This is a genomic window from Haloarcula montana, assembly GCF_035666295.1.
Lineage (GTDB): Archaea > Halobacteriota > Halobacteria > Halobacteriales > Haloarculaceae > Haloarcula > Haloarcula montana.
This window is the reverse complement of record NZ_CP142027.1, coordinates 1,691,382-1,716,644: the sequence shown is the minus strand read 5'-3', so window position 1 is coordinate 1,716,644 and position 25,263 is coordinate 1,691,382. Positions and strand designations below refer to the sequence as shown.

At 63.5% G+C, this 25,263-nt stretch carries 24 protein-coding genes and 5 tRNA genes; 17 read left to right on the top strand and 12 right to left on the bottom strand.

Annotated features, from left to right (window positions below):
• Nucleotides 1–54 precede the first annotated feature (54 nt).
• Entirely contained in the window at nt 55–372 is a 318-nt protein-coding gene (locus VJ109_RS08955) for an SHOCT domain-containing protein (RefSeq protein WP_324756106.1), read from the bottom strand.
• Between the two features lie 118 nt (nt 373–490).
• On the opposite strand from VJ109_RS08955, the gene VJ109_RS08950 reads away from it, so the two are divergent.
• The 4 genes from VJ109_RS08950 (at nt 491) to VJ109_RS08935 (ending at nt 3,359) form a co-directional block, all read left to right on the top strand.
• On the top strand, nt 491–1,555 hold the full coding sequence (locus tag VJ109_RS08950) for a Brp/Blh family beta-carotene 15,15'-dioxygenase (protein ID WP_324756104.1): 1,065 nt from the start codon (nt 491–493) through the stop codon (nt 1,553–1,555).
• Between the two features lie 49 nt (nt 1,556–1,604).
• The gene (gene gnd / locus VJ109_RS08945; RefSeq protein ID WP_324756102.1) at nt 1,605–2,501 is read left to right on the top strand and encodes a phosphogluconate dehydrogenase (NAD(+)-dependent, decarboxylating); all 897 of its coding nucleotides are present in this window, start codon (nt 1,605–1,607) and stop codon (nt 2,499–2,501) included.
• Between the two features lie 156 nt (nt 2,502–2,657).
• Nucleotides 2,658–3,236, top strand: a complete 579-nt coding sequence (locus VJ109_RS08940; RefSeq protein ID WP_324756100.1) for a 2Fe-2S iron-sulfur cluster-binding protein — start codon at nt 2,658–2,660, stop codon at nt 3,234–3,236.
• A 50-nt stretch (nt 3,237–3,286) separates the two neighbouring features.
• Nucleotides 3,287–3,359, top strand: a tRNA-Arg gene (locus VJ109_RS08935).
• 178 nt (nt 3,360–3,537) lie between these two features.
• Here VJ109_RS08935 and VJ109_RS08930 read toward each other — a convergent pair.
• Both VJ109_RS08930 and VJ109_RS08925 read right to left on the bottom strand, forming a co-directional pair.
• A complete protein-coding gene (locus VJ109_RS08930; RefSeq protein WP_324756099.1) occupies nt 3,538–3,735 on the bottom strand; it encodes a hypothetical protein in 198 nt (65 codons plus the stop codon).
• Between the two features lie 167 nt (nt 3,736–3,902).
• Nucleotides 3,903–3,975, bottom strand: a tRNA-Asn gene (locus VJ109_RS08925).
• A gap of 95 nt (nt 3,976–4,070) precedes the next feature.
• On the opposite strand from VJ109_RS08925, the gene cca reads away from it, so the two are divergent.
• Nucleotides 4,071–5,423, top strand: a complete 1,353-nt coding sequence (gene cca / locus VJ109_RS08920) for a CCA tRNA nucleotidyltransferase (protein ID WP_324756098.1) — start codon at nt 4,071–4,073, stop codon at nt 5,421–5,423.
• Here the strand turns inward: cca and VJ109_RS08915 are convergent.
• The 4 genes from VJ109_RS08915 to VJ109_RS08900 all read right to left on the bottom strand — a co-directional run bounded on the left by VJ109_RS08915 (nt 5,402) and on the right by VJ109_RS08900 (nt 9,045).
• The gene (locus VJ109_RS08915; protein ID WP_324756097.1) at nt 5,402–6,409 is read right to left on the bottom strand and encodes a histone deacetylase family protein; all 1,008 of its coding nucleotides are present in this window, start codon (nt 6,407–6,409) and stop codon (nt 5,402–5,404) included. The genes cca and VJ109_RS08915 overlap by 22 nt on opposite strands.
• A 6-nt stretch (nt 6,410–6,415) precedes the next feature.
• Nucleotides 6,416–6,853 (bottom strand): histone, encoded by a 438-nt coding sequence (locus VJ109_RS08910; RefSeq protein WP_276178315.1) that lies wholly within the window; start codon nt 6,851–6,853, stop codon nt 6,416–6,418.
• A 116-nt stretch (nt 6,854–6,969) separates the two neighbouring features.
• On the bottom strand, nt 6,970–8,412 hold the full coding sequence (locus VJ109_RS08905) for a single-stranded DNA binding protein (protein ID WP_324756094.1): 1,443 nt from the start codon (nt 8,410–8,412) through the stop codon (nt 6,970–6,972).
• Nucleotides 8,413–8,571: 159 nt separating this feature from the next.
• The gene (locus VJ109_RS08900) at nt 8,572–9,045 is read right to left on the bottom strand and encodes a hypothetical protein (RefSeq protein WP_324756092.1); all 474 of its coding nucleotides are present in this window, start codon (nt 9,043–9,045) and stop codon (nt 8,572–8,574) included.
• A 133-nt stretch (nt 9,046–9,178) separates the two neighbouring features.
• Between VJ109_RS08900 and VJ109_RS08895 the strand changes: the two genes are divergently transcribed.
• The 3 genes from VJ109_RS08895 (at nt 9,179) to VJ109_RS08885 (ending at nt 10,918) form a co-directional block, all read left to right on the top strand.
• Nucleotides 9,179–9,251: transfer RNA gene (locus VJ109_RS08895), tRNA-Arg, on the top strand.
• 213 nt (nt 9,252–9,464) lie between these two features.
• Entirely contained in the window at nt 9,465–10,214 is a 750-nt protein-coding gene (locus VJ109_RS08890) for a hypothetical protein (RefSeq protein ID WP_324756091.1), read from the top strand.
• 92 nt (nt 10,215–10,306) lie between these two features.
• Nucleotides 10,307–10,918, top strand: coding sequence for a DUF309 domain-containing protein (locus VJ109_RS08885; protein ID WP_324756090.1), 612 nt, complete (start codon nt 10,307–10,309; stop codon nt 10,916–10,918).
• On the opposite strand, the gene azf is transcribed toward VJ109_RS08885, so the two are convergent.
• Nucleotides 10,919–11,692, bottom strand: coding sequence for an NAD-dependent glucose-6-phosphate dehydrogenase Azf (azf, locus tag VJ109_RS08880; RefSeq protein WP_324756088.1), 774 nt, complete (start codon nt 11,690–11,692; stop codon nt 10,919–10,921).
• 75 nt (nt 11,693–11,767) lie between these two features.
• On the opposite strand from azf, the gene VJ109_RS08875 reads away from it, so the two are divergent.
• The 3 genes from VJ109_RS08875 (at nt 11,768) to VJ109_RS08865 (ending at nt 13,828) form a co-directional block, all read left to right on the top strand.
• Entirely contained in the window at nt 11,768–12,115 is a 348-nt protein-coding gene (locus tag VJ109_RS08875; protein WP_324756086.1) for a dihydroneopterin aldolase family protein, read from the top strand.
• Between the two features lie 47 nt (nt 12,116–12,162).
• On the top strand, nt 12,163–13,266 hold the full coding sequence (locus VJ109_RS08870) for a DUF7544 domain-containing protein (protein ID WP_324756084.1): 1,104 nt from the start codon (nt 12,163–12,165) through the stop codon (nt 13,264–13,266).
• Between the two features lie 115 nt (nt 13,267–13,381).
• On the top strand, nt 13,382–13,828 hold the full coding sequence (locus VJ109_RS08865; RefSeq protein WP_324756082.1) for a DUF5790 family protein: 447 nt from the start codon (nt 13,382–13,384) through the stop codon (nt 13,826–13,828).
• A gap of 188 nt (nt 13,829–14,016) precedes the next feature.
• On the opposite strand, the gene VJ109_RS08860 is transcribed toward VJ109_RS08865, so the two are convergent.
• Nucleotides 14,017–14,541, bottom strand: a complete 525-nt coding sequence (locus VJ109_RS08860; protein WP_324756080.1) for a DUF6789 family protein — start codon at nt 14,539–14,541, stop codon at nt 14,017–14,019.
• Nucleotides 14,542–14,671: 130 nt separating this feature from the next.
• Between VJ109_RS08860 and coxB the strand changes: the two genes are divergently transcribed.
• Genes coxB through VJ109_RS08845 form a run of 3 tightly spaced genes read left to right on the top strand, consistent with a single transcriptional unit; the run spans nt 14,672 to nt 18,286 of the window.
• Entirely contained in the window at nt 14,672–15,475 is an 804-nt protein-coding gene (coxB, locus tag VJ109_RS08855; RefSeq protein ID WP_434737250.1) for a cytochrome c oxidase subunit II, read from the top strand.
• On the top strand, nt 15,472–18,015 hold the full coding sequence (locus VJ109_RS08850; protein ID WP_324756077.1) for a cbb3-type cytochrome c oxidase subunit I: 2,544 nt from the start codon (nt 15,472–15,474) through the stop codon (nt 18,013–18,015). Before coxB ends, VJ109_RS08850 begins: the two co-directional genes overlap by 4 nt.
• 4 nt (nt 18,016–18,019) lie before the next feature.
• Entirely contained in the window at nt 18,020–18,286 is a 267-nt protein-coding gene (locus VJ109_RS08845) for a cytochrome C oxidase subunit IV family protein (protein WP_324756075.1), read from the top strand.
• A 79-nt stretch (nt 18,287–18,365) separates the two neighbouring features.
• Here the strand turns inward: VJ109_RS08845 and VJ109_RS08840 are convergent, their stop codons facing one another.
• On the bottom strand, nt 18,366–18,815 hold the full coding sequence (locus tag VJ109_RS08840) for a hypothetical protein (protein ID WP_324756073.1): 450 nt from the start codon (nt 18,813–18,815) through the stop codon (nt 18,366–18,368).
• 612 nt (nt 18,816–19,427) lie between these two features.
• Between VJ109_RS08840 and VJ109_RS08835 the strand changes: the two genes are divergently transcribed.
• On the top strand, nt 19,428–21,554 hold the full coding sequence (locus VJ109_RS08835; protein WP_324756072.1) for a carboxypeptidase regulatory-like domain-containing protein: 2,127 nt from the start codon (nt 19,428–19,430) through the stop codon (nt 21,552–21,554).
• Nucleotides 21,555–22,071: 517 nt separating this feature from the next.
• Here the strand turns inward: VJ109_RS08835 and VJ109_RS08830 are convergent.
• A complete protein-coding gene (locus VJ109_RS08830) occupies nt 22,072–23,994 on the bottom strand; it encodes an ABC transporter ATP-binding protein (protein WP_324756071.1) in 1,923 nt (640 codons plus the stop codon).
• A gap of 40 nt (nt 23,995–24,034) precedes the next feature.
• Nucleotides 24,035–24,613 (bottom strand): DUF192 domain-containing protein, encoded by a 579-nt coding sequence (locus VJ109_RS08825; protein ID WP_324756069.1) that lies wholly within the window; start codon nt 24,611–24,613, stop codon nt 24,035–24,037.
• Between the two features lie 83 nt (nt 24,614–24,696).
• On the opposite strand from VJ109_RS08825, the gene VJ109_RS08820 reads away from it, so the two are divergent.
• A tRNA-Val gene (locus VJ109_RS08820) sits at nt 24,697–24,770 on the top strand.
• A gap of 315 nt (nt 24,771–25,085) precedes the next feature.
• Nucleotides 25,086–25,159, top strand: a tRNA-Phe gene (locus tag VJ109_RS08815).
• The last annotated feature ends 104 nt before the right edge of the window (nt 25,160–25,263 follow it).

The window sequence follows — 25,263 nt, the reverse complement described above, 5'->3', positions numbered from 1 at the left end:
CCACCCGAAACGGGGGCGTCCGCGCCCGGGTCGTCGGGGGTCCGAGCCGGCCGCTCACGATTCGGTCTCCAACAACCCTTCGACGCGGCGTTCGAACTCCGATTCGTCGATCTCACCGCGGGCGTATCGCTCACGAAGCGTCGCGACCGGAGTCGACTCAGTCGGCTGCGTCTCGGCGGATCGGTCGCCGGCCGCCGACCGCGCTCGCAACACGCCCAGCGTCAGCGGGAGCACCCCACCGTACCCGATCGGGAAGGCGATCCACGCCCAGGAAACTCCGAGCGCGAGACCGCCGACGCCGACGAGCAGGATCAACAGGGAGAGGGTGCCAGTGACCAGACCGCCGGTCGCGATGTCGTCGTTCGTCTCCATACGACGACTACCGACTGGAGGTACATAAAACTGAGTGAGTGCTTACTAACCAGATCGGCAAAAACCACCACAGTTTCACGGCCCCTGTCTGACCCCGGTCCAGTCCTAACGGCCCGATATGAGTACGGCCGTCCCGACCCGTGTTCGTCCGGTCTTGGGCGCCTTCGAGTCGACGAACCGTCCGCTGACTATCTCGCGGGTGGCGCTGGTTGCGGTGGCACTCGCTTTCGGTGCCCTGCGGCTGGCCGGGGTCTCGCTGTCGCTGCCGACACAGGCCGGGATCTATCTGTTCGGGATGGTCGCGTTGAATCTCCCCCACGGCGGCTACGAACACTTCGCGAACCTCCGGCGGCGTCGACTCGCCTTCCGGTGGCGCTATCTCGGACTGTATCTCGCGCTCGTCGCCGCGTTCGTCGCCCTGTTCGTGGTCGCCCCGGTTACTGGGCTCGCACTGGCCATCGGCGTCGCGGTGGTGAAAGGTGGTCACGGCGGACTGCGGGTGCTCGACGCGACGACCGGAACCGATCACCTCGACACCCGGTTCCAGCGGGCGCTCGCGGTCGCTGTCCGGGGCGGTGCGGTGATGGCAGTGCCGATATTCTTCTGGCCCGGCGTCTTCGAGGCCTTCAGCCACTACATGGTCGCGATCTTCGATCCCGGCGCGCTGGCCGGCTACGCCGCCTACTTCGGGACGACGCGCTGGCTCGTCGGCGGCGGGTGGGCACTGGCGGCGGTGACACACGTCGGCCTTGGGTACGTCCGTGGCGGCGGGCAGTCCTGGCTGGCCGACGCCGGCGAGACGGCGCTGCTGGGCGCGTATTTCGCCGTCGTGCCGGTGGTCGTCGCCGTCGGGCTGTACTTCCCGCTGTGGTACTCGACACGGCAGGTGGGCCGCGACATCGCGCTCGACAGCCGACGCGGGACCGGCGGCCCGGACTTGCTGGAGTTCGAGGAGCCACAGCGGATCGCGCTGGTCACCTGGGGACTCCTGCTGGCCGGGGCCGTCCTGACCTTCGCCATCGCGGGCCTGCTGTACCGGTTCGCGCCGAACCCGCTGGGGACGGCCTCACCGCTGGTGGGCGGGGTCGCCTTCTGGAGCGTCTTCGTCTCGATCATCGCCCTGCCACACGTCGTCGTCGGTGCCTGGTTCGACCGCGAGCAGGGGATCTGGTTCGTCCCCTGACCACGGTCGGAACCGGAACCCCTACCTGCCCGCTCGTAGACCTGCCGGTATGGAACTTGGCGTCATCGGACTCGGACGGATGGGCCGGATCGTCGTCGACCGCGTCCTCGACGACGGCCACGACGTGGTCGTCTTCGATATCGACGAGGAAGCAGTCGCGGACGCCGCCGACGCCGGGGCACGCCCGGCCGACAGTATCGCCGACCTCGCGGAGAGCCTCGGCGAGGAGAAACGTATCTGGCTGATGGTGCCGGCCGGCGACCCGGTCGACGCCGCACTCGACGAACTCGACGGCGTGGTCGACGGCGACGACGTGATCGTCGACGGCGGCAACTCCTACTTCGAGGACTCGGTCCGCCGTGCGGAGTCGACCGACGCCGCGTACCTGGACTGTGGAACCTCCGGTGGCCCCGCAGGGGCCGAACTGGGCTTTTCGCTGATGGTCGGCGGCCCCGAGTGGGCCTACGAGGAACTCACGCCGGTCTTCGACGCCGTCGCCACCGGCCCCGACGGCCACGACCGGATGGGACCGGCCGGCTCCGGACACTACGTCAAGATGGTCCACAACGGCGTCGAGTACGCGCTGATGCAGGCCTACGGCGAAGGGTTCGAACTGCTCGCGAACGGCCGCTACGACCTCGATCTGGAGGCCGTCGCGCGCACCTGGAACAACGGCGCCGTCATCCGCTCGTGGCTCCTGGAACTGTGTGAGGAAGCGTTCCGCGAGGAGGGGAACGATCTGGGCGACGTCGCCGACCGTGTCGAGGGCGGCTCGACCGGCACCTGGACCGTCCAGGAAGCCCTCGAACAGGAGATTCCGGTACCGTTGATCTACCAGGCGCTGGCCGAACGGTTCGGCTCGCGGGCCGACGACGGGCGGTTCTCGCGGCGGCTGGCGAGTCGGCTCCGGTACGGGTTCGGTCGCCACGACGTGCCGCGGCGGTAATACTCCCGGCGCCGTGGTGACCGCGATCCACGGCTGGACTCCGGTCGTCGGTCCCCCCGCGGCACCCCGGACGTGGTAGAACCGCCCGTCATTCTGCGGTGTCGGTACGGGCGCTGAAACAACAGCTAATTAAATCAGTACTCCATAGGCGCGCACATGGTTGAACTCGTAGGTATCGGCGCGGGGGCCGCCCTCACTCTCATCGTAGTGGCCCTTCACTACGCGAAAGGGACCGGGTGGGAGGCCCCGGAGGACATCTCCCAGGAGGTCCTCGAACAGCGCGCTGCCACAGTTCCGGAGACGGACTTCCCCGAACCGTACAACCGGTCGATCGGCGGCGGCGGTGCCGCAGCGATCCCCGCCGGCGAGGCCGGCGAACTCAGTGAAGGCGAGGAAGAGGAGGAAGACGCCGGTTTCGACCCGGACGACATCGCCGACGACGAGGTCGAGTACTACGAAATCGAGTTCGAGAAGGAAGGCGAGACCATCGAGGTCGCCAACAACGAGACCATCCTCGACGCCGGCGAGGAGGAAGGCTGGGACCTCCCCTACGCCTGCCGGCAGGGCCAGTGTATCTCCTGTGCCGGTCACATCCAGGACGGCCCCGCCGAGGAGTACATCCGTCACAGTCAGAACGACTCGCTGATGGACGACGACATGGACGAGGGCTACTGCCTGACCTGTGTCGCCTACCCCACCGCGGAGTTCAGCATCGAGACCGGCGAGTCCCCCTGACTACCGACGTTCACAACCGTTAAGACGAGCTATCCAGTACGGCGTATCGAGGGCGGCTAGTTCAGCGGACAGAACGCCTGGTTCCGGACCAGATGGTCGGGGGTTCAAATCCCTCGCCGCCCGTGCAACGAACTGCCGAGCGACAGCGAGGGCGTGACGTGAACCGGCAGCGAGAGATTTGAACCCGGGGAGTCGCGCGCAGCGAAGCGAGCACGTCTCCACTCGGTTCAAATCCCTCGTTCGCTTCCGCGAGAAACGGCCGTGAGAAGCAACAGCGAGACGGAAGCGTCCGGCAAGCGGATCAATCGAGAACGCGTCGGTAAACGATGACCCCGCCCATGACACTCACGAGCACCATCAGGAACACGGCTGCCAACCCGTCATCGGGGATGGGAGCCAGCTGGAGGAACTGTGCAGTCGTCAGTAGGCCGCCGACGCCGATCAGCATGATCCCCAACAGGAGCACGCCGACCGCGAGCCAGCGGAGTCTACGCGCCATCCTGGTTCACACTAGACGGTTCGGGCGAACCGTAATGATTTTTCCCCAAGTATCAATTTAGACCGGACGGCCGGTCACTGGAGGTCCGCCCGGGTGGCCTGTGCGAGGCTCCGTGGCAGGCGAGGGACCACCCTGGCATCGCTCGCCGGGCATCGAATCGAGAGAAGCGCCACCGCCAGGGCTCGAACCTGGGACAACCTGGGTAACAACCAGGTGCTCTACCAACTGAGCTACGGCGGCTTTCCGCACCCGATGATTGCTGGAGTTGGTAATTAGGACTTTCGTTTCCGGCCCGCATCGACACGCTTTCACGCACTCTGTGAGTACCGCGGGACATGAGCGACGAGTTCGACACCGTCGTCGAGCGGGTCCGCGAGCGGGTTTCACCCGACGACGACGAGCGCACCCGCCTCCAGCGGGCGGCCAGCGAAGTCCGACGACGGGCAGCCGATGCTGTCGCGACGCTCCCGGTTACGGCCGAGATCGTCCAGGTCGGCTCGACCGCCCGGGGAACCTGGACCGCCGGGGACAGGGACATCGACGTGTTCGTCTGTTTCCCCCCGGAGCTGGACCGCGAGACGCTGGAGTCGTACGGCCTGGAGGTCGGTCACGCGGTGTTGCCCGAGGGTCGCGAGGAGTACGCCGAACACCCCTACGTCGTCGGCGAGATCGAGGGCTATACCGTCGACCTGGTCCCCTGTTACGACGTCGCCGACGCGACCGCGATCCAATCGGCCGTCGACCGCACGCCATTCCACACCCGGTATCTGGAGAGCCGACTCGACGACCGTCTGGCCGGCGAAGTCCGGGTCACAAAACAGTTCCTGAAAGGCGTCGGCGTCTACGGGAGCGACCTCCGGACGCGTGGCTTCTCGGGCTACCTGACGGAGCTTCTGATCGTCGAGTACGGGAGTTTCCGGGCGTTCCTCGAGGCCGCGGCCGACTGGCAGCCGCCGGTCGAGTTCGATCCCGAGGACCACGCCGAGGCGACGTTCGACGACCCGCTCGTGGTCGTCGACCCGACCGATCCCGACCGCAACGTCGCGGCGGTCTGCTCGGCGCGGAACGTCGCCCGACTCCAGCACTACGCTCGGGACCTGCTCGGGGACCCACGCGAGGCGCTGTTTACCGCCAGCGAACCCGAGCCATACGACGCCGCCGACACCCAGGCAGCCATCGAGCGCCGCGGGACGACGCCGGTCGCCCTCCGATTCGAGACGCCCGACATCGTCGCGGACCAACTCTGGCCACAACTGGAGAAGTCCCTGACCGGACTGACGGAACAACTGGAACGGCGGGGATTCGACGTGTTCCGGTCGGCAGCCTTCGCCGACGAGCGGTCGGTACTACTCGTTGAACTAGCCGTTGCCGGGCGGCCGGCAGTCGAGCGCCACGAGGGGCCGCCGGTCCACGTCCGCCAGCACGCAGCGGGGTTCTACGAGTCCTACGTCGACGCCGACGTTGCCGGCCCGTTCGTCGACGGCGACCGATACGTCGTCGAACGTGAGCGGGAGTTTACGACTGCCGCCGACTTCCTCGACAGCGACGCCGTCTTCGACGTGCGCTTGGGTCCGCATATCGAGTCGGCACTCGACGACGGCTACGACTGTCTCGTCGGCGGAGAACTCACGACACTCGTCCCGGCCTTCGGCGTCGACCTGGCTCGTTACTTCGATCCGAAGCCCTGAGCGGCCAGTTCGTCCAGGACAGTGCGGGCGTCCTCGTCGACCTCGCCGTCTGCGATGACGGGTTCGTACCCGTCGAACACCTCGTGGACGGTCGTGATCGAGTCCGCGAGCGTGTCCAGCCCGTAGCCGCCCTCTAGCACGAACCCGAGGCCGGCACCACAGTCGTCGGCCAAGGTCCGCATCCGCTGGGTCATCGCGCCGTACCCCTCCGTCGTGACCCGCATCCGCGAGATAGGGTCGTGTTCGTGGGCGTCGAAGCCGGCGCTGATGAGCAACAGATCGGGATCGTAGTCGGCGATCGCCGGCGCGATACAGTCGTCGATCGCCGCCAGGTAATCCGTCGTGTCGGCACCGGGTTCGTACTTGACGTTGAGGGTCGTCCCCTCGCCGTCACCGGCGCCGGTCTCCTCGATACCACCGGTTCCGGGATAGAGCCCGTCCTCGTGGATCGAAGCGTAGAAGACGTCCCCACGGTCGTAGAAGATGTCCTGGGTACCGTTGCCGTGGTGGACGTCCCAGTCGAAGACAGCGACCCGGTCGGCCTCGCGTTCCAGGGCGGCCTGTGCGGCGACCGCAACGTTGTTGATGAAACAAAACCCCATCGCGTCGTCCTCGACCGCGTGGTGGCCCGGTGGCCGACCGAGCCCGAAGGGGGTGTCACGGCCGTCGAGCCCACCGAGTGCGGCCTCGGCGGCCCACACTGCGGTGCCGGCCGACGCCAGCGCCGCACTCCAGGTCGCCTCGACGGCGACAGTGTCGGCGTCCCAGTTTCCCCCACCGTCGTCACAGAAGGCCCGGAACTCGTCGATGTAATCGCTGTCGTGGACGCTCCTGACGAGGTCCGTGTCCGCGTCGTTGGCAGCGACGTACTCGACGCCGTGGCGGTCCTTGAGCGCACGGCGCACCGCCCGGAGTCGGTCGGGACTCTCGGGATGGCGCGGGCCGGTGTCGTGGTCGAGACAGACCTCGCGGTAGCCGAAGTTCATTCAGGGTCAGTAGTACTGCGCGAGTTCGAAGTACGCCTCGATGTCCTCGCCTTTGATCGTCCGTCGGCCGGCATGTCGGGCGAGCGTCGCGGCGGCGGTCGCCGTGTCGTCGGCGAACGCCTCCAGAAGCTCGGCCAACGCGACGCGTGCGTCCATCGACACCCGGTAATCGTCGTCGATATCGAGCCGAGCGATACGGTCGACCGGTGCCACTGGTAGTTCGAGCGCGTCCTTGTCGGGGATCTGATCGACGCCGAAGTCCTCGGGCATCAGCGTTTTTCGCCCGTCCGTGGTCGCCTCGGTGGCCGCATCGACCGCAAGCGACGACCCACGTGTCTGGATCCTGCGCGCCAGTTCCTCGGCCGCCTCGGCGCTCACTCGCAGCCCGTCCGCGTTTCGCCGGATAACGGCGTCGACCGGCGCGAACGGTAGCTCGACACTCATACCCACATTCGGGAGTGTTGCGGTCTTAAGGGTTTCCGTAGCGGCGTTGGTCGGCGCAGAGCCGTCGAGTGGAGACTGGGCTATCAGGTGGCGTGAACGGCTGACAGAACCGGCGGTCAGAACACGTCGTCTGCGTCGATGCGGTCCTCGTCGGTCGAGTGTCCCCGGACGGTGACTTCCTGACCGAGTTGAACCCGCTCGTCTGTCTCGACGGTCCGAGTCTCCGTCCCGTCGTCTAAGATGATCGGGTTGCCTGTCTGGACGACCGTGCCGGTGAACTCGATCTGCTGGCCGGTGACCGCGCCACCGTCGGCCGACGTATCGGCCACGGACGCGGAATCGGACTCGGCTTCGGTTCCCGACGCTGGGGTGTCTTTGCCCGCCTCCCCGTCGGCGAACTGTCCCAGTCCCGCGTTCTCCTCGTCGCCACCCGCTGAGCTGGTCACGTCGACGGTGTCTTCGAGGACGACGACTGTCGACGCCCAGTTCGCGGAGGCTTCCTTGTCGTCTTTCCAGCCGTCCTGGATCTCGACATCGGCGGCGAGCACCTCGTCTCCCGGCCCGATCTCCTTGTCGGCTTTCTCACCCCACAGTGCGATTCGGATATCGCCCGTGCCGTCCTGGACGCGGATGTTCCGGACCTGTCCCTCACCGCCGTCGTCCCGATCGAAAGTCCGTTTCGGGTCCGCCGATCGGACGACGCCGGCGATGTCGACCGTCTCGCCGATCTGGACGTCGACGATGTCATCGGCCTCGGGCTCGAACGCGACCGACTCGTCGATCTCGTCGACCGCACCGCCGTCCCCGACGTGGAGTTCGAGCGAGCCCTCGCGCTCGCGGACGTAGCCGTCAACGACTTCGACGGCGGTCCCCGCGGAGAGCTCCTCGGCGCGGTCCGCGCGGTCGTCCCACAGCGTCACCCGGACGCGTCCGGTCTCGTCGCCCAGCGTGAGGTTCGCGACGCGGCCCTCGCTGCCGTCGTCCCGGTCGAAGGTTCTGATCGAGTCCGTATCCAGCACCAGCCCGCGGAGCGTGACATCGCCCTGCCCGAGCGTCAGCGAGTCGATGGTCGACCCGCCGGCGGGGTCGACATCGATGGTGGCTTCGTCGTCGGGTTCGGCCTTGTCGACCGAGACCTCCAGACCGTTGTAGCCGTCCTTCGGTCGACCCTTGATCCGGAGGACGTCGCCGACCGCCAGTTGTCCCTCGTCGATCGAGACGGCCTGTTCGTCCCAGAAGGCCAGGCGGACGCTGTCGGTCTCGTCGGCGACGTCGACGTTGATCACGCGCCCGTCCTCGTCCTCACCGTCGCGTTCGAACGTGCGCAACTCGCCGACCGACATGACCTTCGCGAGGAACTTCACTTCCTCCATACCGGGTTCAATGTCGGCGACGGCGTTGACCTCGCCCTCACTGAGTTCGTGAGCGATGAGCATCGCGGCCGTCTCCTCGTCGGCGAGCCCCCCCATCTGCTCGACCTTCTGCTCGACGGCCTCCCGGAACTTCTCCTCGGAAACGTCGGCCTCGACGTCCGCGTAGATCTCCTCTATCGCGCCCATCGTATCTATGGGACGCAGGGATGGACCGCGCTTAAGCGTTGTCGTTGGCCGGCCATCGTACCGTTCTCTGTCGGTTCTGTCGCGTTCGAGCGCATCGTCGGGGTTGGTCCCGCCACCGCATATAAACGTCGGCGTCGGAATCGATCGGTGGGCAGGCTGTTACTGGTCGCTCGTACGCGTGACTTCCTGTGGCCCGTCGCCGTGGTCGTGGGTGACCACGACGGTATCGGGGAGCCCATGAGACAGCGAGACGACTGCCCGGTACTCGATCTCGACGATGGCCTGGGTGCAGGCGACATCCGTCTCGGCGGTCCGGTTTGCCGTCTCGACTGCGACGGTCAGCTCTCCGGAGTCCTGGTCGTAGGTCGCCCCCGAGAGCTGTGCCGTCCGGCAGCCGTTTCGGCCCCAAATAGTTCCGGTAACGCTGACGGTCGAGTCGTCGGTCGAGACCGTCGCCGTGTCCCGTTGCTGGCCATCGATCCGGCCCAGAACGGAGAAATCGACGGTCTCGACGACGACCGAGCGGTCGGTCGTCGCTGTCGGCGTGTCGTCGGCCGGCCCACCGGCGAGACAGCCACCGGCGAGGGAGACACCCACAGTGCCGAGACACCGGAGCATCGTGCGGCGATCCATATACTCTCAGAGCACGCACGAAATAAAGGCCCTTGTGTTCGCTGAAACTCGCGTTGGAGTGTCGTGTGTCCCCGTCTCGTGGGCCTAAGCGAACCGTCACCCTTTTGAGTACCACCACCGTCCTCTCATACGAGTCCGGGTAGGGTAGTGGACTATCCTCTTGGCTTGCGGAGCCAGGGACCGGAGTTCAAATCTCCGTCCGGACGTTCACTGCGTTCACGACCGGCCGTGCTCCACGCTCGCGTGGAACTCCGTCCGGACGTTTCTCTGCAGCACAACACCACGAGCGACAGCGAGCGGTCCGTGAGATCGGTGATCGACCGATCGAACGCCACGGTGTATCGCTGCTAACGAAGTGTTTTATTCCGACATTAGTATATAGGTATTATACCCACACTGGTCGTAGGACCCGAAAGACGATGGAACGACGTGACGCGCTGACGGCTGTTTCGGCCGGTATCGCGGCGGCGAGTGGCTGCCTGGGGGGCGGAACCGCGTGCAGTCCCGGCGCGGACGAGATCGCCAGTCTCCCGAGTGACTACGGAACACCACAGGACGGTGGCTGGCGGATCGGTGAGACGAGCTATGCCGTCCGGGGAACCGTCGTGAAACACCTGGGACTGGGCGTCCTCGTCAGCGACGGCAGCGGCCAGAAACTGGAGTTGATCGCCCGCTATGCCGACGAGCAGATCAATCAAGACGTGATCGAGATCGGTGACTGTGTCGAGGCCGACGCCCCGCTGGCGCTCAACTCGTCGGCCCGGAACCGGATGCCCGTGATGGCCGTCACAGGCGACTCCGTCTCGAAAGTCGGCGAGACGGACGGCGACGTTCAGGAGGTGCCCGATGTCCCGTACGTCAACGGCGGACCGGTCTCGTACAACCCGTACGACGAGTCGAATCCGGTACCCGAAGGGACGGTCGGCGTACGATACGAGGGGAGTGCCGAGCGCGCGCCGACAGCGCGGAACCTCTTCGTATTGCACGGCGGGCAAGCGGACCCCTGGCACGAACTCGCGGGCGAGGTAGCGGCCGACCAGTCCGTTCCAGACGGTTCGTTGGCGACGTTTCCGCGGCCGGCCGACAACGAAGCGGGGCTCCTCTGGAAGGCACCGGACCGAACCTGGGCTCGACAGTTCGGCGGCGTCGGATTCGCCGAGCGGCGCTGACGCTGTCGACCGTGGAGACGACTGTCGACGGTTCGAGCAGGTACATGACAGGCGGACCGGAGCCTTTTGCCCGATGGCCGCCAAAGGCCGCTATGCGTCCCCACCTCCGTGCCGGCATCGCCGTCTACAACGCCGGCCGGTACCACGCTGCCCACGACGCCTGGGAGGACCGGTGGCTGGCGCTCTCGGCGGGCGAGGACGAGCGATTCCTCCACGGACTCATCCAGTTTACTGCCGTCGTCCACCACGGTCGCAGCGGGAACTGGTCGGGCGCAGGGGGCCTCGCCGAGAGCGCCGACGAGTACTTGGCGGAACTACCGGCCGACTACCGAGGCGTCGATCTGGAACCGGTCCGTCAATTTCTCGCCCGTGTGGCCGCCGACCCGGAAGCCGTCGACTGGGCCGAGCCACCGCGACTGACTCACGAAGGCGCTGTCATCGGGTACGACGACCTCGACTTCGAGGCGACGGCGATCGCCACGACGGTGCTTGCAGCGGCCGACGGCTACGACGAGGGTCTCCTCGAACAGGCCGTCGAGTACGCACGAGACGAACTCGACGATCGAGAAGACGGCCGGTTCGTCGGACTGGTGTTCTCGTTCGTTCGCGAGCGCGAGCAGCGGCCGGTGGTCTTCCAGCGGCTTGGTGATCACGTCCGACGAGAGCGGCAGAAAGACGACGACGTGGCGGGGCTGTTCGACTGATCAGAGGTCGGGTTCGACGACCCGGTCCTCGCCCTGGAAGTGTGCGGAGTTGTCCCGTGGCTCGTACCCGAGGGCATCCTTCGCGCGCTCGAGGGAGTAGTACTTCCGGTCGTTGTCGGAGATTCCGTAGACGATCTCGTAGTCGTAGTCGGCCCGCAGCGCACAGTCGTGGATGTGCGCACAGTCACGGTAGGAGAGCCACATCGCCTGGCCGCGCTCGTAATCGAGCGGCGGATGGCCACGCGTGAGGTTGCCGATCCGGATGTTACAGACGTCGAGACCGTACTCGTCGTGGTAGTACCGGCCGAGCACTTCGCCGGTGGCCTTCGAGACGCCGTAGAGGTTCCCCGGGCGGGGGAGTTCCGTCCCGTCGAGCAGGAAGTCGTCCGCCGGACGGTACATCTCCGGCGTGCGGCGGTCGGTCTCGAACGCGCCGACGGCGTGGTTCGAGGACGCGAAGACGAACCGTTCGACCCCCTCGGCGACGGCTGCCTCGTACATCTTCTGGGTCCCGTCGATGTTGTTGGTCAGTACCGACGGCCACGGGGCCTCGGGACGGGGGTCACCGGCGAGGTGGATGGCCGCACCGACACCGTCCATCGCCGCGTTTACGTCCGCTTCGTCGTCGACATCGCCGACAAGGTACTCGTGGTCTGGCTCCTCAGCCGGGGGATTGTGAAACAGCAGTCGCCAGTCGTAGGCGTCCCCGATCCCTTCGAGGATCGCTTCCCCTACTGCCCCGCCGGCGCCGGTGAGCAGAACCGTCTCGTCCATGTTATCCGATGAATAGGTACCACACAATAGGTAGCTTGCGGTTCGGTTATGTGCCGGGCGAATGAACAGTGAACCATGGACCCGACGCCGCCACAGGTCGCGTGTTTCGAAGCCGGCATCAAGTTCGGCTCGCTGTATCACCAGTTCGCCGGGACGCCGGTCAGTCCCGACAGCGCCGATTCGCTGGCTCGGGCGATGGAGGACGCCATCGAGAACCAGCCCTACTGTGAGTCGGTCACGGTCTCGGTCCGAACCGAAGCGCTACAGGCGGCGATCGAGGACGCCGACGCGGAGTACACCGAACTGACCGGCCGCTTCCTGGAGGTCGAAATGGTGATCGAATACGACGGCGTCACCGTCGAGACGAGTATGGCGCTGGACGGCGACTACCCGCTGATGCAAGTCGACGATCTCAGGGACTGAGACAGTTCCAAACGTTTACTGTCCGTGCTGTCACAACAGCGAACGTTATGACCCTCCACGCGGTTGACGACATCGACGAGGCGATCGACGCCACCAAGTCGTTCCTGTTTCCCTTCGAGTTACGACAGTGGCTCCGGATGGCACTCGTCGTCTTTTTCATCGGTGGTGGCAGTGGTACCGGCGGCGTCCAAAACATCGGCCAACTCGGCAATATCGGCGAGGACGGGACCGGAAGCCCGTCTGCCGGCGAGTTCTCGCTGACGGCGCCACTGGAGTCGCTGCCGGCGGTTCCGAACCCGGCGTTCCAGGTCGGCGCACCGGTGCCCGCAGAGCCGAGTTCGCTCGCGAACGAGATCGGTGCGGCAGTGCTGATCGCGGCGGTCGTCGGATTCCTCGTCGTCGCGCTCCTGTTCGCGTATCTCGGGGCAGTCATGGAGTTTACCTTCGCCCAGTCGCTGATCAGCCAGGAGATCCACGTCCGGCGGTATCTGGGCCGTCACAAGGGCAACGGCCTGTGGCTGTTCGGCTTCCGGATCGTCCTGTGGTTGGTGTTTCTGACGCTGGTGGTCGCGGCCCTCGCCGCAGTGTTCGTCGTCGCCGGCGGGAACCTCCAGAACCCGAGTGCGTCGGTACTTCTCGGCTCGCTCGGTATCGTCGCCGTCTCGCTGATCGGACTCGTCGTGGTCTACGGGCTGATCAACGGCTTTACGAACGTCTTCGTCGTCCCGATGATGATCCAGGGCGGCGACGGGCTCGTGGCCGGTTGGAGACAGCTCGGCGGATCGCTCCGGGCCGAACCGAAACAGTACCTCGCGTACGTCTTCTTCTCGGTCGTGCTGGGGATCGGCGTGAGTATCGTCGGAACTATTGCCGCTCTCGTCGCCGCGCTGATCGTCGCGATCCCGTTCGGCATCGTGGGGTTACTCGTCGGTTTCGGCTTGCTGACCGTCAGCCAGACCGCCGGATTCGCCGGCGGTGCCATCGTCCTCCTCCTCTATCTGCTCGTGATGCTCGTCGTCGCGAATATGATCAAAGCACCGCTACAGACGTTCCTGCGGTACTACGCGATGCTCGTTCTGGGTGACATCGACGACGCGCTCGACCCGATTCCCGGGGTCCGCCGGGAACTCCGGAGCGAGGAAAGCGTCTGAGAGAGCCCCACTTCCCGGTAGTTTCGGTTTCGTCGGTATTGGCACGCCGCAGTCGTGCGGTTACACTTTCACTTTCAGGCGGGCTTTTAATCCCCCGCCGTTCGAACGGATCGCTATGGGACAGACAAGTCTGGACGACGACGACCTGTTCGGCGAGGCGGCAGACGAGATGCGCTCAGATGTGGAAGCGTCACTTGCAGACGCCCGCGCGGCGCTCCCCGACGCCGATGCGATCTGGGAGGTCGAGGCGGACAACACACTCGGTGTCCTCAACGCGTTGAAGACGGCTCTGGACGTCGGCGACGCCGAGGACCACCTCCGTGACGCCAAGAAGTGGTACACGATGGGCGAACGCGCCGACGCCTTCGAGGACGCCGACGACCTCGAAGCGGCCATCGAGGACGTCGAAGCCCTCATCGAGGACGTGGAGGACGCCCGCGAGCAGGTCGGCGACCTCACGGCAACCATCCCACAGCTCCGTGGAACCCTCGAAGAGTTCGAGGACGCCGACGACGGCGCGGACACCGACGCCGATTCCGACGCTGGGGAAGCCGAAGCCTAACGACTGCGGCCGCGCTCTCGCAGGGCCGCTAGCGCCTCGCTCGCGTCGTTCAGGAGCACTTCGACCGGAAGCCACTAGATTTCCGACCGTCCCGTTTTCGCTGAACTCGCCGGTGTCGCGGCCGGATTGACGACTCGGCCAAGCCGTTGGTCCGGCCAGCGCAGCGAGTCAGCCGCTGACCGCCGTCCCTACACGATCGAGTCCGGCCGGGTCGCGAAGTAGTCGAAGACCATCCCGAGACCGACGCCGTAGACGACGTGGGCAAGCAGCGTCAGGACAGCATAGAGACCCAGTGCGATCCCGCTCTGTCCGGTGTAGAACGCCAGGACGAAGCCGGTCCACATCGCCCCGCCGAAGAACGCACCGCTGACGGCATCGGAGGACTGACCGGGGAGATACGCCTTCAACGAGGCAAACAGTAGCGGCCACGGGAACATCCCCCCGCCCAGGAAGATGATGAATCCGACCAGCACCTCGGGGACGTAGCCGGACAGACCGACCAACTCGGTCAGGATAGCGAAGTCGGAGATACTGAACACCCCCAACGACTGCGCGATGAGGAAGACGACACTCATCATGGCAGTCCCGACCAGCCCGCCAGCGGCGCCGACGACGCCGTCGGCGACGATTCCGGCGAGGCTATCGAACTCCTCGGCGTCGGTCACCGATTCCTCGGCCATCGGGTCCTCGATGCTCGGTGTGGTATCTCCCATGGTGTGAAGTAACATACCAATGAATAAAAAGGTTCCCGCACATATACGGTGAACGACCCGGATATGTAACTCATCTGTCCATAATACCTATTACACGGTGTGGAATATCATCAACGAAATGGAGGGATATATGCTATCACACACCGTGGTTGGGAGTCCATTACACGGTGGGAGCGTCAGGGCGCCCAGCGACGTGTTCAACAGCATCTTCGAGGTGTTCCTCGGGCTGGGAACGCTGGTCGGCATCGTCGTGATCGCCTACACGATGTACCACGCGCTCAAGTACCGGGAGTCCGCGAGCGACGAGGACCCCTACGCCGAGAAGGTCGAACGACCCTCGATGGGGGAGTTACCAACGGGCGGATCGGGCGGCCGGAAGGTGTTCTACTCCTTCGGCATCAGCGCGATCATCGTCGTCTCGCTGATCGCCTGGACCTACACGACGTTGCTGTACGTCGAGACCGCGCCGGAGGGCGACAACATCGACGCTATGGAGATCGACGTCGAGGGATACCGGTTCGGCTGGACGTTCCGGTACCCCAACGGGCACGAGTCCGCGACGCTACGAGTTCCGAAGGACCGGGTGGTCAAGTTGAACGTTACCTCGCGGGACGTGTTCCACAACTTCGGGATACCGGAGTTACGGGTCAAGACCGACGCCCTCCCCGGTCAGACGACCACGGCGTGGTTCACCGCTCCCGAGACCGGGACCTACGAGGCCAAGTGTTACGAACTCTGTGGGAGCGGGCATTCGGTGATGACCGCCACCGTCGAAGTGATGCCCGGTGACGAGTACGACGCCTGGTACGCGAACACCTCCGCGGCCAACGAATCCGCCAGTATGGGTGCGGATCAGTCCGCGAGCGTGGCCCCGATCGCACCCGCAGGGGCGGCGTCCGCAACTGTGACCCCATCCCAGGAGGTGCCGGCATGAGCCACGACCACGAACACGGCCTCCCGCCGAAATCCTCCGTCAGTCGGTGGTTCCTGACGACCAACCACAAGGACATCGGTGTCCTCTATCTCATCACCGCGCTCTTCTTCCTCGTCTTCGGGGGCATGCTGGCGCTTCTCTTCCGCCTGGAACTGATCAGCCCCGGTGCCGATCTATTGGGCCAGATCGGATACAACCAGGCGGTCTCGACACACGGCCTGTTGATGGTGTTCTGGTTCATCTCCCCCTTCGCCTTCGGCTTCGCCAACTACATCGTCCCGCTCCAGATCGGGGCCGACGACCTCGCGTTCCCCCGGCTGAACGCGCTGTCGTACTGGCTCTATCTCTTCTCGGGTATCCTGATGGGCGTCTCCTTCTTCCAGGGGACGACCTTCGCCGGCGGGTGGACGATGTACGCGCCCCTGAACACGCCTGCGTACATCCCCGGTGAGGGCCTGGGCGCCACGTCGGTCGTGCTGGCGCTGATCATGTTCACGGCCGCGGTGACGCTGGGATCGGTGAACTTCCTGACGACGATGTACCGGATGCGCGCCGAGGGACTGCGGATGCGGGACATCCCCATCTTCTCGCTGACGATCAACCTCACCGTCTGGATGATGCTCTTCGCCTTCGCCGCGTTGCTCGCGGCGCTGATGATCCTCGCCTCCGATCACATCATCGGGACGACTTACTTCCAGTTCGCCAACGACGGCTCGACGATGGCAACGAGCGCCGAGAACCCCGGTGCCTCGCTGTTGTGGGCACACCTCTTCTGGTTCTTCGGCCATCCGGAGGTGTACATCGTCTTCTTCCCCGCTCTGGGCGTGATGGCCGAGTGCTTCCAGACGTTCACCGGCCGCCGGCTGGTCGGGCGCAAGTGGTTCATCATCTCGATGGTGCTGGTGGCCATCCAGAGCTTCGTCGTCTGGATGCACCACATGTTCCTGACCGGGATCAACCTCCCCATCAAGACCGTCTTCATGGCGACGACCATCGGCATCTCCCTGCCGTTCGACCTGATGGTCTTCTCGCTGATCTACACGATGGCGAAAGGGCGGGTCAGGTTCAAGACGCCGTTCCTGTTCTCGCTGGGCGCGCTGATCCTCTTTATCGTCGGCGGCATCACCGGCGTCTTCCTCGGCGCGATCGTGTTGGACTACCAGTTCCGGGGGACCTACTGGGTCGTCGCGCACTTCCACTACGTGATGGTCGCGGGCGCGACGGCACTCTTTGGCGGGCTCTACTACTGGTACCCAAAGATCACGGGCAAGATGTACGACGAGTTCCTCGGGAAGCTCCACTTCGCGGTGTATTTCGTCGGCTTCAACCTGCTGTACTTCCCGATGTTCGTCGCCTGGGAGACCCCCCGACGCGTCTTCGAGTACTCCCAGGACCTCCAGATCTGGCATTCGATGGCTACCGTCGGCGGGTTCATCCTCGGGGCGAGTTTCCTCATCATGTTCTACAACCTGTTCGTCTCGCTGTGGCGCGGTGCGGACGCCGACGACAACCCCTGGGAGTACGCCACCTCCGCCGAGTGGGCGGTCTCCTCGCCGCCGCCCCTGGAGAACTTCCCGGGGCTGCCCAGTTACGCGGACGGCTCGCTCTCCTTCCTCTCGGACGAGGAAGTCGCGGAGCGGACCGGGTCGGTCGCCGCCGACGGCGGGACAGCAACCGACGGCGGGACGGCCACTCCGGTGACGGCGACGGGGGCGACCGCGTTGGGGACCACCCAGGAGACCGCCGGCGAGGACCACGCCAGTCACGCGAGTTTCTGGCCGTTCCTCGTCAGCCTGGGCGGGTTCGTCCTGTTCCTCGGGCTCTCGGGGGTCCGGACCGGCAGCGTCATCTACATCGGGATGGCGGTCGCCGGCGGCCTGGCGACGTTCGCCTCGTTGTTCGGGATGACCCGCGAATCGTTCCACGCTCCCGAGATGGCCATCGCCGAACGCTGGCCCTTCGAGGACGTCGAGAAGATGAAACTCGGGATGTGGACGTTTCTCGCGAGCGACATCGTCCTCTTCGGGGCGTTCATCGGCTCGTATGCTTTCGTCCGGGTCGCCTACGGCTGGACCGACTGGCACCACGACCTGATCCCGGCCGCACACGTCACGATGCCGGGGCTGATCAACACCTACCTGTTGCTCACGTCGAGTTTCCTCGTCGTGATCGCGATGGTCGCCGCAGAGCGGGAGAACCGCCGCGGTACCGTCGCCGCGCTGGTCGGGACCTTCGCGCTCGGTGTCGGGTTCCTCATCAACAAGGGGATCGAGTGGCAGCACCTGTTCCACATCCACAGCGAGGCGTTCCCCAACGGCTGGACCCTCTCGACGAACATCGGGTCCTCGACGTTCTACCTGACGACGGGACTCCACGGCGCTCACGTCATCATCGGCCTGATAATCTGTGCGTACATGGCTGTCAGGGCCTGGAACGGCGCCTATCAGGGCGACGACAAGCCCATCGAGTACTTCGGGTTGTACTGGCACTTCGTGGACATCGTCTGGCTGTTCCTGTTCCCGCTGTTTTACATCCTCTAGAACAATGGACTGGAAAGGATACACTCTGATATACGTCGTACTGTTCGTCTTCGCGACTGCCCAGGCCGTCGTCGAGTTTACGGGGCTCGTCGACAGCGCCTACTGGCTGGCCTTCGCGATCATCATGGTGCTGTCGATCGTCAAGGCCGTCGGCGTCGCCGCCTACTACCAGCATCTACGCTGGGAACCGCGTGCAGTGACGTATCTGGTCCTCGGCGGGACAGTAGCCGCACTAGCCCTGACCGCCGCAGCGGCCTACTCGATCGTCTAAACCGGGGCAGGGCCGTCCGTGTGTTACGACGACCGGGATACGGAACGCGTGGGCGTTGCCGTCCCTCGAAGACGGGACCCTACATCACCAGACGGGCGACGATAGCGACCAGAAAGAGCACGCCGGCGACCGTCGCGGACTCGGCGACGGCCAGTGAGCGAGGATGTCCCCGACCGCTAGCAGCGACGTAGACCCCGTAGAGGAGATAGCCCACGACCAGAGCACCACCGCCGCCAGCGATGGCCGTTCCGACCATCGGCTGGCTTCCACTGGGTGCGGAAATGTAGACGATCGGGACTACCAACACGGCGACGACGAGCGCGACGAAGCCGGCGAGTTGAACCGCCGGCTGACTCGCCAGTCGCCCGATCGGGCCACCGCTCTCGGCATCGGCCGGTCCCGGTAACCCGGCCGCATCCCGTGCCGGCGGCGAGTAGTGGTACCACGTCGGTCCGTTCATCAGCCATGCCACCACCGCGACCGCGAGCACCGCCATCAACGCCGTACTCACGAGGTATGCGGTCGCCATGCTACGTTGTTACATGACAGGGCGTAATAACAGTTTACCCACTCTGCCTATCCTGTTCAGAGAAGCTGAGTCCATATGGAGCGAAACGATCTGAGCCAGTTTCCGCTTCAGCGTTGCTGAAACAGTCCGACAAACAAATATCTCCGATAGATCTCTCGAAAGAGACCTTGGATAGCATTCCGGTTTCCACATTGTTTGTCTCTAAGAGTGAGCAACGTCAACGATACACAGGGAATGGCAGTTTGTTGTTATCGACGATCGACAGCGCGCCACCAAGCGATAAGTAAAATAGTTGATATACCGATCGTACTGCTGTCGTGCGGTCGGGTGTGTATTGGCTTTCAATGGCTACGATATCTAACGTGCCCACTTGGAGACATAGGGCAAGATACCGATCCGACTGAGAAGGCTACGCTCCAAGTGAGAGTAGCGTATCGGGATTACACAGTTGTGCCAGGATAAATGTTTCCGGTACAAAAGTATTATTTAGGCAGACATAACTACACACGTTCAAAAATGAAGACGGAAACTCGGCTTGCGTCGCTCAAGCGTAGTGTGGTAGTTGGACTGACAATAGCATTGACCGTTTCAGCGATTGGGAGTGCGTTCGTCATGTCCGCTGGCACGGTAACAGCGACAGAACCTACGGATGCAGTACTCTCTGAAACCGGAGAGGCGCACACGTCAGAAACTATCGAAAGTGGGAACCTGACCGTTGGTGATGGACAGGAATCGTATGGTTTCGTATCCGGCCAGGTAGTAGACACCAATAACGATCCTCTCTCGAATATCCTGGTTGAGGTTATCGACCCATCGACAGGCGAGACGGTCGCGACCAAGCGGACGGGCAGTACTGGGCGCTATACGATGGAAGTCACACCGGGAAGTTACTCGGTCGTAGCCGGGTCCGCTTCATCCGCATACGAAACCGGAACCGCCCGCTCGATTACAGTCGAATCTCAATTGACTTCGGAGGCCGATATCGTTCTCTCATCTATTCAAGAATACGGGTTGTTATCCGGGAGAGTTACAGATAGGTATAACAACAATATCACTGATGCGACGGTCAAAGTAAGAGATCCTGCCACTGGCGAGATCGTGTCACAGGTCCAGACAGACGAGCGTGGCGATTACACCGTAGAATTACCTACTGGAAGTTACGAAGTGATCGCAGAGAAGTCGGGATACATGAAGAGTGGCTCTCAGGCTGTGACGATCGAAGCGGAACGAACAACCACCCAAGATTTGTTACTAGGCCAGCTTCTGCTACCGGATGAAATCATCATTATTTCGTCCGATACCACTGTCCCTGCAGATGGGTCGACAGATGCAACGTACACGGTTTTAGTTCGCGATCAAAACGGAAATCCGCTCGAGGGAACCACCGTCAGAGCTGAAACACCCAGCACAGTAGACGGCAGTACTATCACGTCGACCGGACCAGACGGACAGGCACAGTTCGAATTCAGGTCGTCCACTGCACAGGACGCTGGAGTCCAGTTCACAGCCGGTCAGGTTGCACCTGTCTCAACAGAAGACACGATCAGATTTTCACCGGTGTCCAACGAGCCCGCAGTAGTTAGTGGAATCATAACTAACGAGAACAATGAGAGGCTTCCGAACGCAAACGTCAGAATACGACCTGAGGGATCGACTGAGGTAATCGCGAGCACGACCGCCGATAACGACGGGATATACGAAACTGCAATCGACATCGGCTCCAGAGAGAGGGTTGTCGTGGAAGCAACATATAGCGGTGAGTCGGGCCAGTCAGTACCGACAGTAGTGGAGTCTGGCCGGACGTCCACTGCAAACGTCGAAATCACCGGCGTTTCGCCTTCACAGCCCCCGACTGCCCCACCAAGTCCCGAGGTATCGGTAATCGCCTCCGACAACCTAGATGGGGTTGTACCTGGTGACCGGTTCGAAATAACGTATGAGATCGCGAACACCGGTGGAGAGGCATCAGCAGGGGCCATCGAACTCACTGTTCCTTCAGGAGTGGACCCAGTCTCAATTGCCGGAGATGGGGAAAATAGAGCCGTTTTCTTCAATGACCCAATCGAGCCTGGAGAGTCCCGCACTACGACCGTTTCTTTTGAGGCTAGTGACAACATAGCGGTCGGAGAAAAAGAAATATTCGCTAGAGGCCACCTCAGCACGTCTGAGACTGATACAGTTACTAGCACTGTCGATATTCTCGAAGACTCATCCGATCCCAATCCACCAGCGGCCCCCGGTGACAATATTAATTTCACCGCAGAAGATAGTGTCAGCGTGCGTGCTGGGGGAGAAGTTAGTGTGACGTATTCGTTAGATAATACTGGAGACACTGATCTCGATTCCGCTGGAATTGATTTCAACACACCAGATGGCGTCTCGATCAGCAAGTTCGAGGGAGACGGGCGCGGGGTGAAATCCAGTGAAGCAGTCTACTTCCTAAATGGAGTTCCGACAGTGGTACGCCAAGAAGTAACGGTCACATACGCAGTTTCGGATGAGATCTCGTCTGAAACGGTCCATATCGAAGCCACTGCGACCGGATCAGAGCAAATAGGCACACGCAACACTACCCTCAAGATTGAAAACTCAGATAGCTTACCGACCGAACCTGGCGAGCCGGGATTCACAGAGGTTCTGCAAGTAATTGAGGCATACAATAGCGAATCGGAGTTTAATGGTAAAGATGTAAACTTTATAGAGGTCCTTCAAGTGGTCGAGGCGTACAACACCAGATAGTCTCAAGCAGTTAGTTCCGTGTCGAACTGTCCACTCGTCACTTCCTTACTTTCGCACACACCATTCGGCGTGAACGGAGGTGCCCAGGAATGCCGGTCAAACCAAACGATTGACGGTACGTCCACTGGCTGCTGTATCGCTTCACTCGAAGCGCCGTTCAACGTCATCTCTGTGGGTCGGGGAAGTTCGCGAACCGTACCCCGGGATAATCGAACCGGAACTGGCTTGAGAGCGACATCAACCCGATTTTCTGCTAGCTGGCCTGGTTCTCGTTCATCCAGGGTTTTGAACCCGCGGCCTGGGAATTCTTCGTGGAACAGTCTTGCCGCTCATCAGGATGGCCAGCCGACCTTCCGTAATCATCGAGTAGAGATCGTTCTCGGGTAGTCGAACACGAAGATCGAAAGCGTAGATCGTCCGGATACCACGCGTTTCGCGACGGGAGAAGGACGTGGAATCCCCTCTGCGCACTCTTGGCTGGGATATGCCGGACTCCGATAGTTGCTGATCCAGACGATCAGTCGTCGGCGTCGGTCTGTGCGCGACGGCGGACCGCGCGCTGGACGAACTCTTCGGGTAGCTCGTCGATCTCGCCGGCCTGGACCGCCCAGAGGTTGGCGTACAGGCCGTCGGCGGCCAGCAGGTCATCGTGGGTCCCCCGTTCGACGATCTCCCCGTCTTCGAGGACGACGATCGTGTCGGCGTCTTTGATCGTCGAGAGCCGGTGGGCGATGGCGAAGGTCGTCCGGTCGGCAGTCAACTCGTCCAGCGAGCGCTGGATGAGCATCTCCGTCTCCGTGTCCACGTCGCTGGTGGCCTCGTCCAACACGAGGATCTCGGGGTCTTTCAGCATCGCGCGGGCGATGGCGATCCGCTGGCGCTGGCCGCCCGAGAGCTTGACACCGCGTTCGCCGACCATCGTGTCGTAGCCGTCGGGGAGGTTCCGGATGAACTGGTGGGCCTCGGCGGCCTCGGCGGCCTCCCGGATCGCCTCGTCGCTGGCGTCGAAGGTGCCGTAGGCGATGTTGTCCCGGACCGTCCCGTAGAAGAGGAACGTCTCCTGGCTGACGTAGCCGATCGACTGCCGGATACTCGGGATCTGGACCTCGCGGAGGTCCTGGCCGTCGATGCGGATCGCGCCCTCGTCGACGTCGTACATCCGGAGGAGCAGTTTCATCACCGTCGACTTCCCCGCGCCGGTCGGGCCGACGAGCGCGACCGTCTCACCGCCCTCGACCGAAACGGAGACGTCCGAGAGGACGGGCTCGTCTTCCCCGTAGCCAAAGGAGACGTCGTCGTACTCGACGGCCCCCTCGGTCACCGACAGCGGCGGTGCGTCGATCCGCTCTTCGAGTCGTCCGGGCGTCTCCATCAGGCCGAAGACCCGCTCGGCGGAGGCGTAGGCCCGCTGGTACATGTTGATTATCTGTCCGAACTGGGCCATCGGCCAGACGAACCGCTGGGTGTAGATGATGAAGGCGACGAACTCACCCGGGGACAGCGACGCCGTCAGCGGCCCCGGCGGCTGGCCGATGACCATCAGCCCGCCGACGATGAACGTGGCGACGAAACCCAGTCCCGAGACCAGTCGCAGCCCCGGGAAGAAGGTGATCCGTGTCTCGATGGCGTCCCAGTTGGCGTCTAAGTACTCCTGTGAACTGTCCTCGACGCGGTCGGACTCGTACTCCTCGGTGTTCGCCGTCTTGATGATCTGGATGCCGCTGAGGTTGTTCTCCAGCCGGGAGTTGAGCCTCCCGACCGAGGAGCGCACGTCGGCGTACTTCGGCTGGATAGTCTCGATGAACCGCTTGGTGAACACGGCGATGATCGGGACCGGCAACAGCGCGATCAGTGCGAGCTGCCAGTTCATGTAGAAGAGGTAGGCGGCGATGCCGACGACCATGATGATCAGCCGCGAGGAAGAGTTAAGCCCGTCGTTGAGAAACTTCTCCAGCCGGTTGACATCGTTCGAGAGGACCGACATCATCTCGCCGGTCTGTTTGTCGGCGAAGAAATCCATGTTCAGCCGCTGCATCGTCTCGTAGGTGTCTGTCCGGACGGCGTGTTGGACGTGCTGGGCGAATTTATTCCAGCCCCAGTTCCGTGAATAATGGAAAACTGCACCCAGGCCGAAGGAAGCCGCGATCAACCCCGCCGTCAGCCATAGCTTGGCGGCCTCGCCGGGCGGAATCCAGGCGTCGGGGACCAGCAGGAGGCCGTAAGTGCTGTCGGTCTGCTGGATGACGGTATCGAGCGCAAGCGCGAGCAACAACGGGGGCAACAGATCGAGCATCCGGGCGGCGATCGAACTGATGAGTCCGGCGACGAACGCCAGGCGCTGCCCGCGACCGTACTCGGTGAACAGCCGCCACATCGGGCGTTCGACTCGCTCGCGGGCGTCTTCGAAGGCGTCGTCGTCCGACGCCGAGTCGATGTCCATTGCCCGATGGAAGGGTCCGGACGCGCAAAAGACCGTCGGGCTACGCGACGCGTTCCGGCAGTTCGGCCCGGTCCCCGACGGAGACGCCGGTCCGGTTGGCCCACCCGCGGTTCACTTCGAGGACGTACTTTCCGCGGCCCTCGTACCGGTGGAGCGTCTCGTCGCCGGGTTCGGGTAGCGACGCGTGGTGGATCGTCGTGATGGTGCCGTCGGCGTCGACGAAGATTATATCGAGCGGGAACGACATGTTCCGCATGACGTAGGCGTGGGTCCCGACCTCCTCGTGGACGAACAACATCCCCTCGTCGGGAGCCAGCGAGTCGGTCTCGCTCAGGCCGACGTACCGTTTCGTCCCCGTATCCGCGATCCGGACTTCGACGGTCCCCAGTGTCGCCCCCGCATCGCTCTCCCTGACTGCGACAGTCGTCCCAGTAGTCGCGGTCTCTACCGGCGTCTCCGTACTGTCGGTCGTGCCCTCGCCCTCCGTGACTGTGACCGTCCCGCGCTCGTACTCACCGGTCCCCACGAGGTCGACCCACAGTCCCGACTGGAGCACGAGCGCTCCACCGACCAACAGCCCGACGGCAGCCAGAACCACCATCCCGGCGCGTCGCTCCATACACGAGGGTGGGCCAGCGCGGGCCTAAGCGTTCCGACCGAGAGAGAAAGCGTTATTCCTGCCGATGGAAAACTGAGGGATACGGGTCCGTGGTCTAGTTGGTTATGACGCGGCCTTTACAAGGCCGAGGCCGGTGGTTCGAATCCGCCCGGACCCACTTCTGGTACCGACTGCGACGAGGGTAGCGAGGAGCCAGCGGCGCCTGTGTGGACACCGTAAATTGTAGAGAGAAGTGCTGTCGCTGTAGCAACACGTGCCGAAAGCCATTTATTCCGTTCTATGATACCGAGAGTCATGATCGGCGGATCGACGTGTCCCCAGTGTGATGGCGACGTCTCGACGACGAACGGCACGGAGTACGAGTGTGACGACTGTGGGGCCAGCTACGACAGTGCGGACCTGTTCCTTCCCTGACTGGGACTACCCGCTTTCGAAATCCTTTTTTATACACTGGCCATCCGTCGAAGTGCGCGCCGCCTTAGCTCAGACTGGGAGAGCACTCGACTGAAGATCGAGCTGTCCCCGGTTCAAATCCGGGAGGCGGCATTTTCCTGCGAACGAAGTGAGCAGTGAAAATGCTCCCGAGCGCGATTTGAACCCTGGAAGTCACGCGCAACGAGCGTAGCGAGTGAGCATGTCTTCCTCTGGTT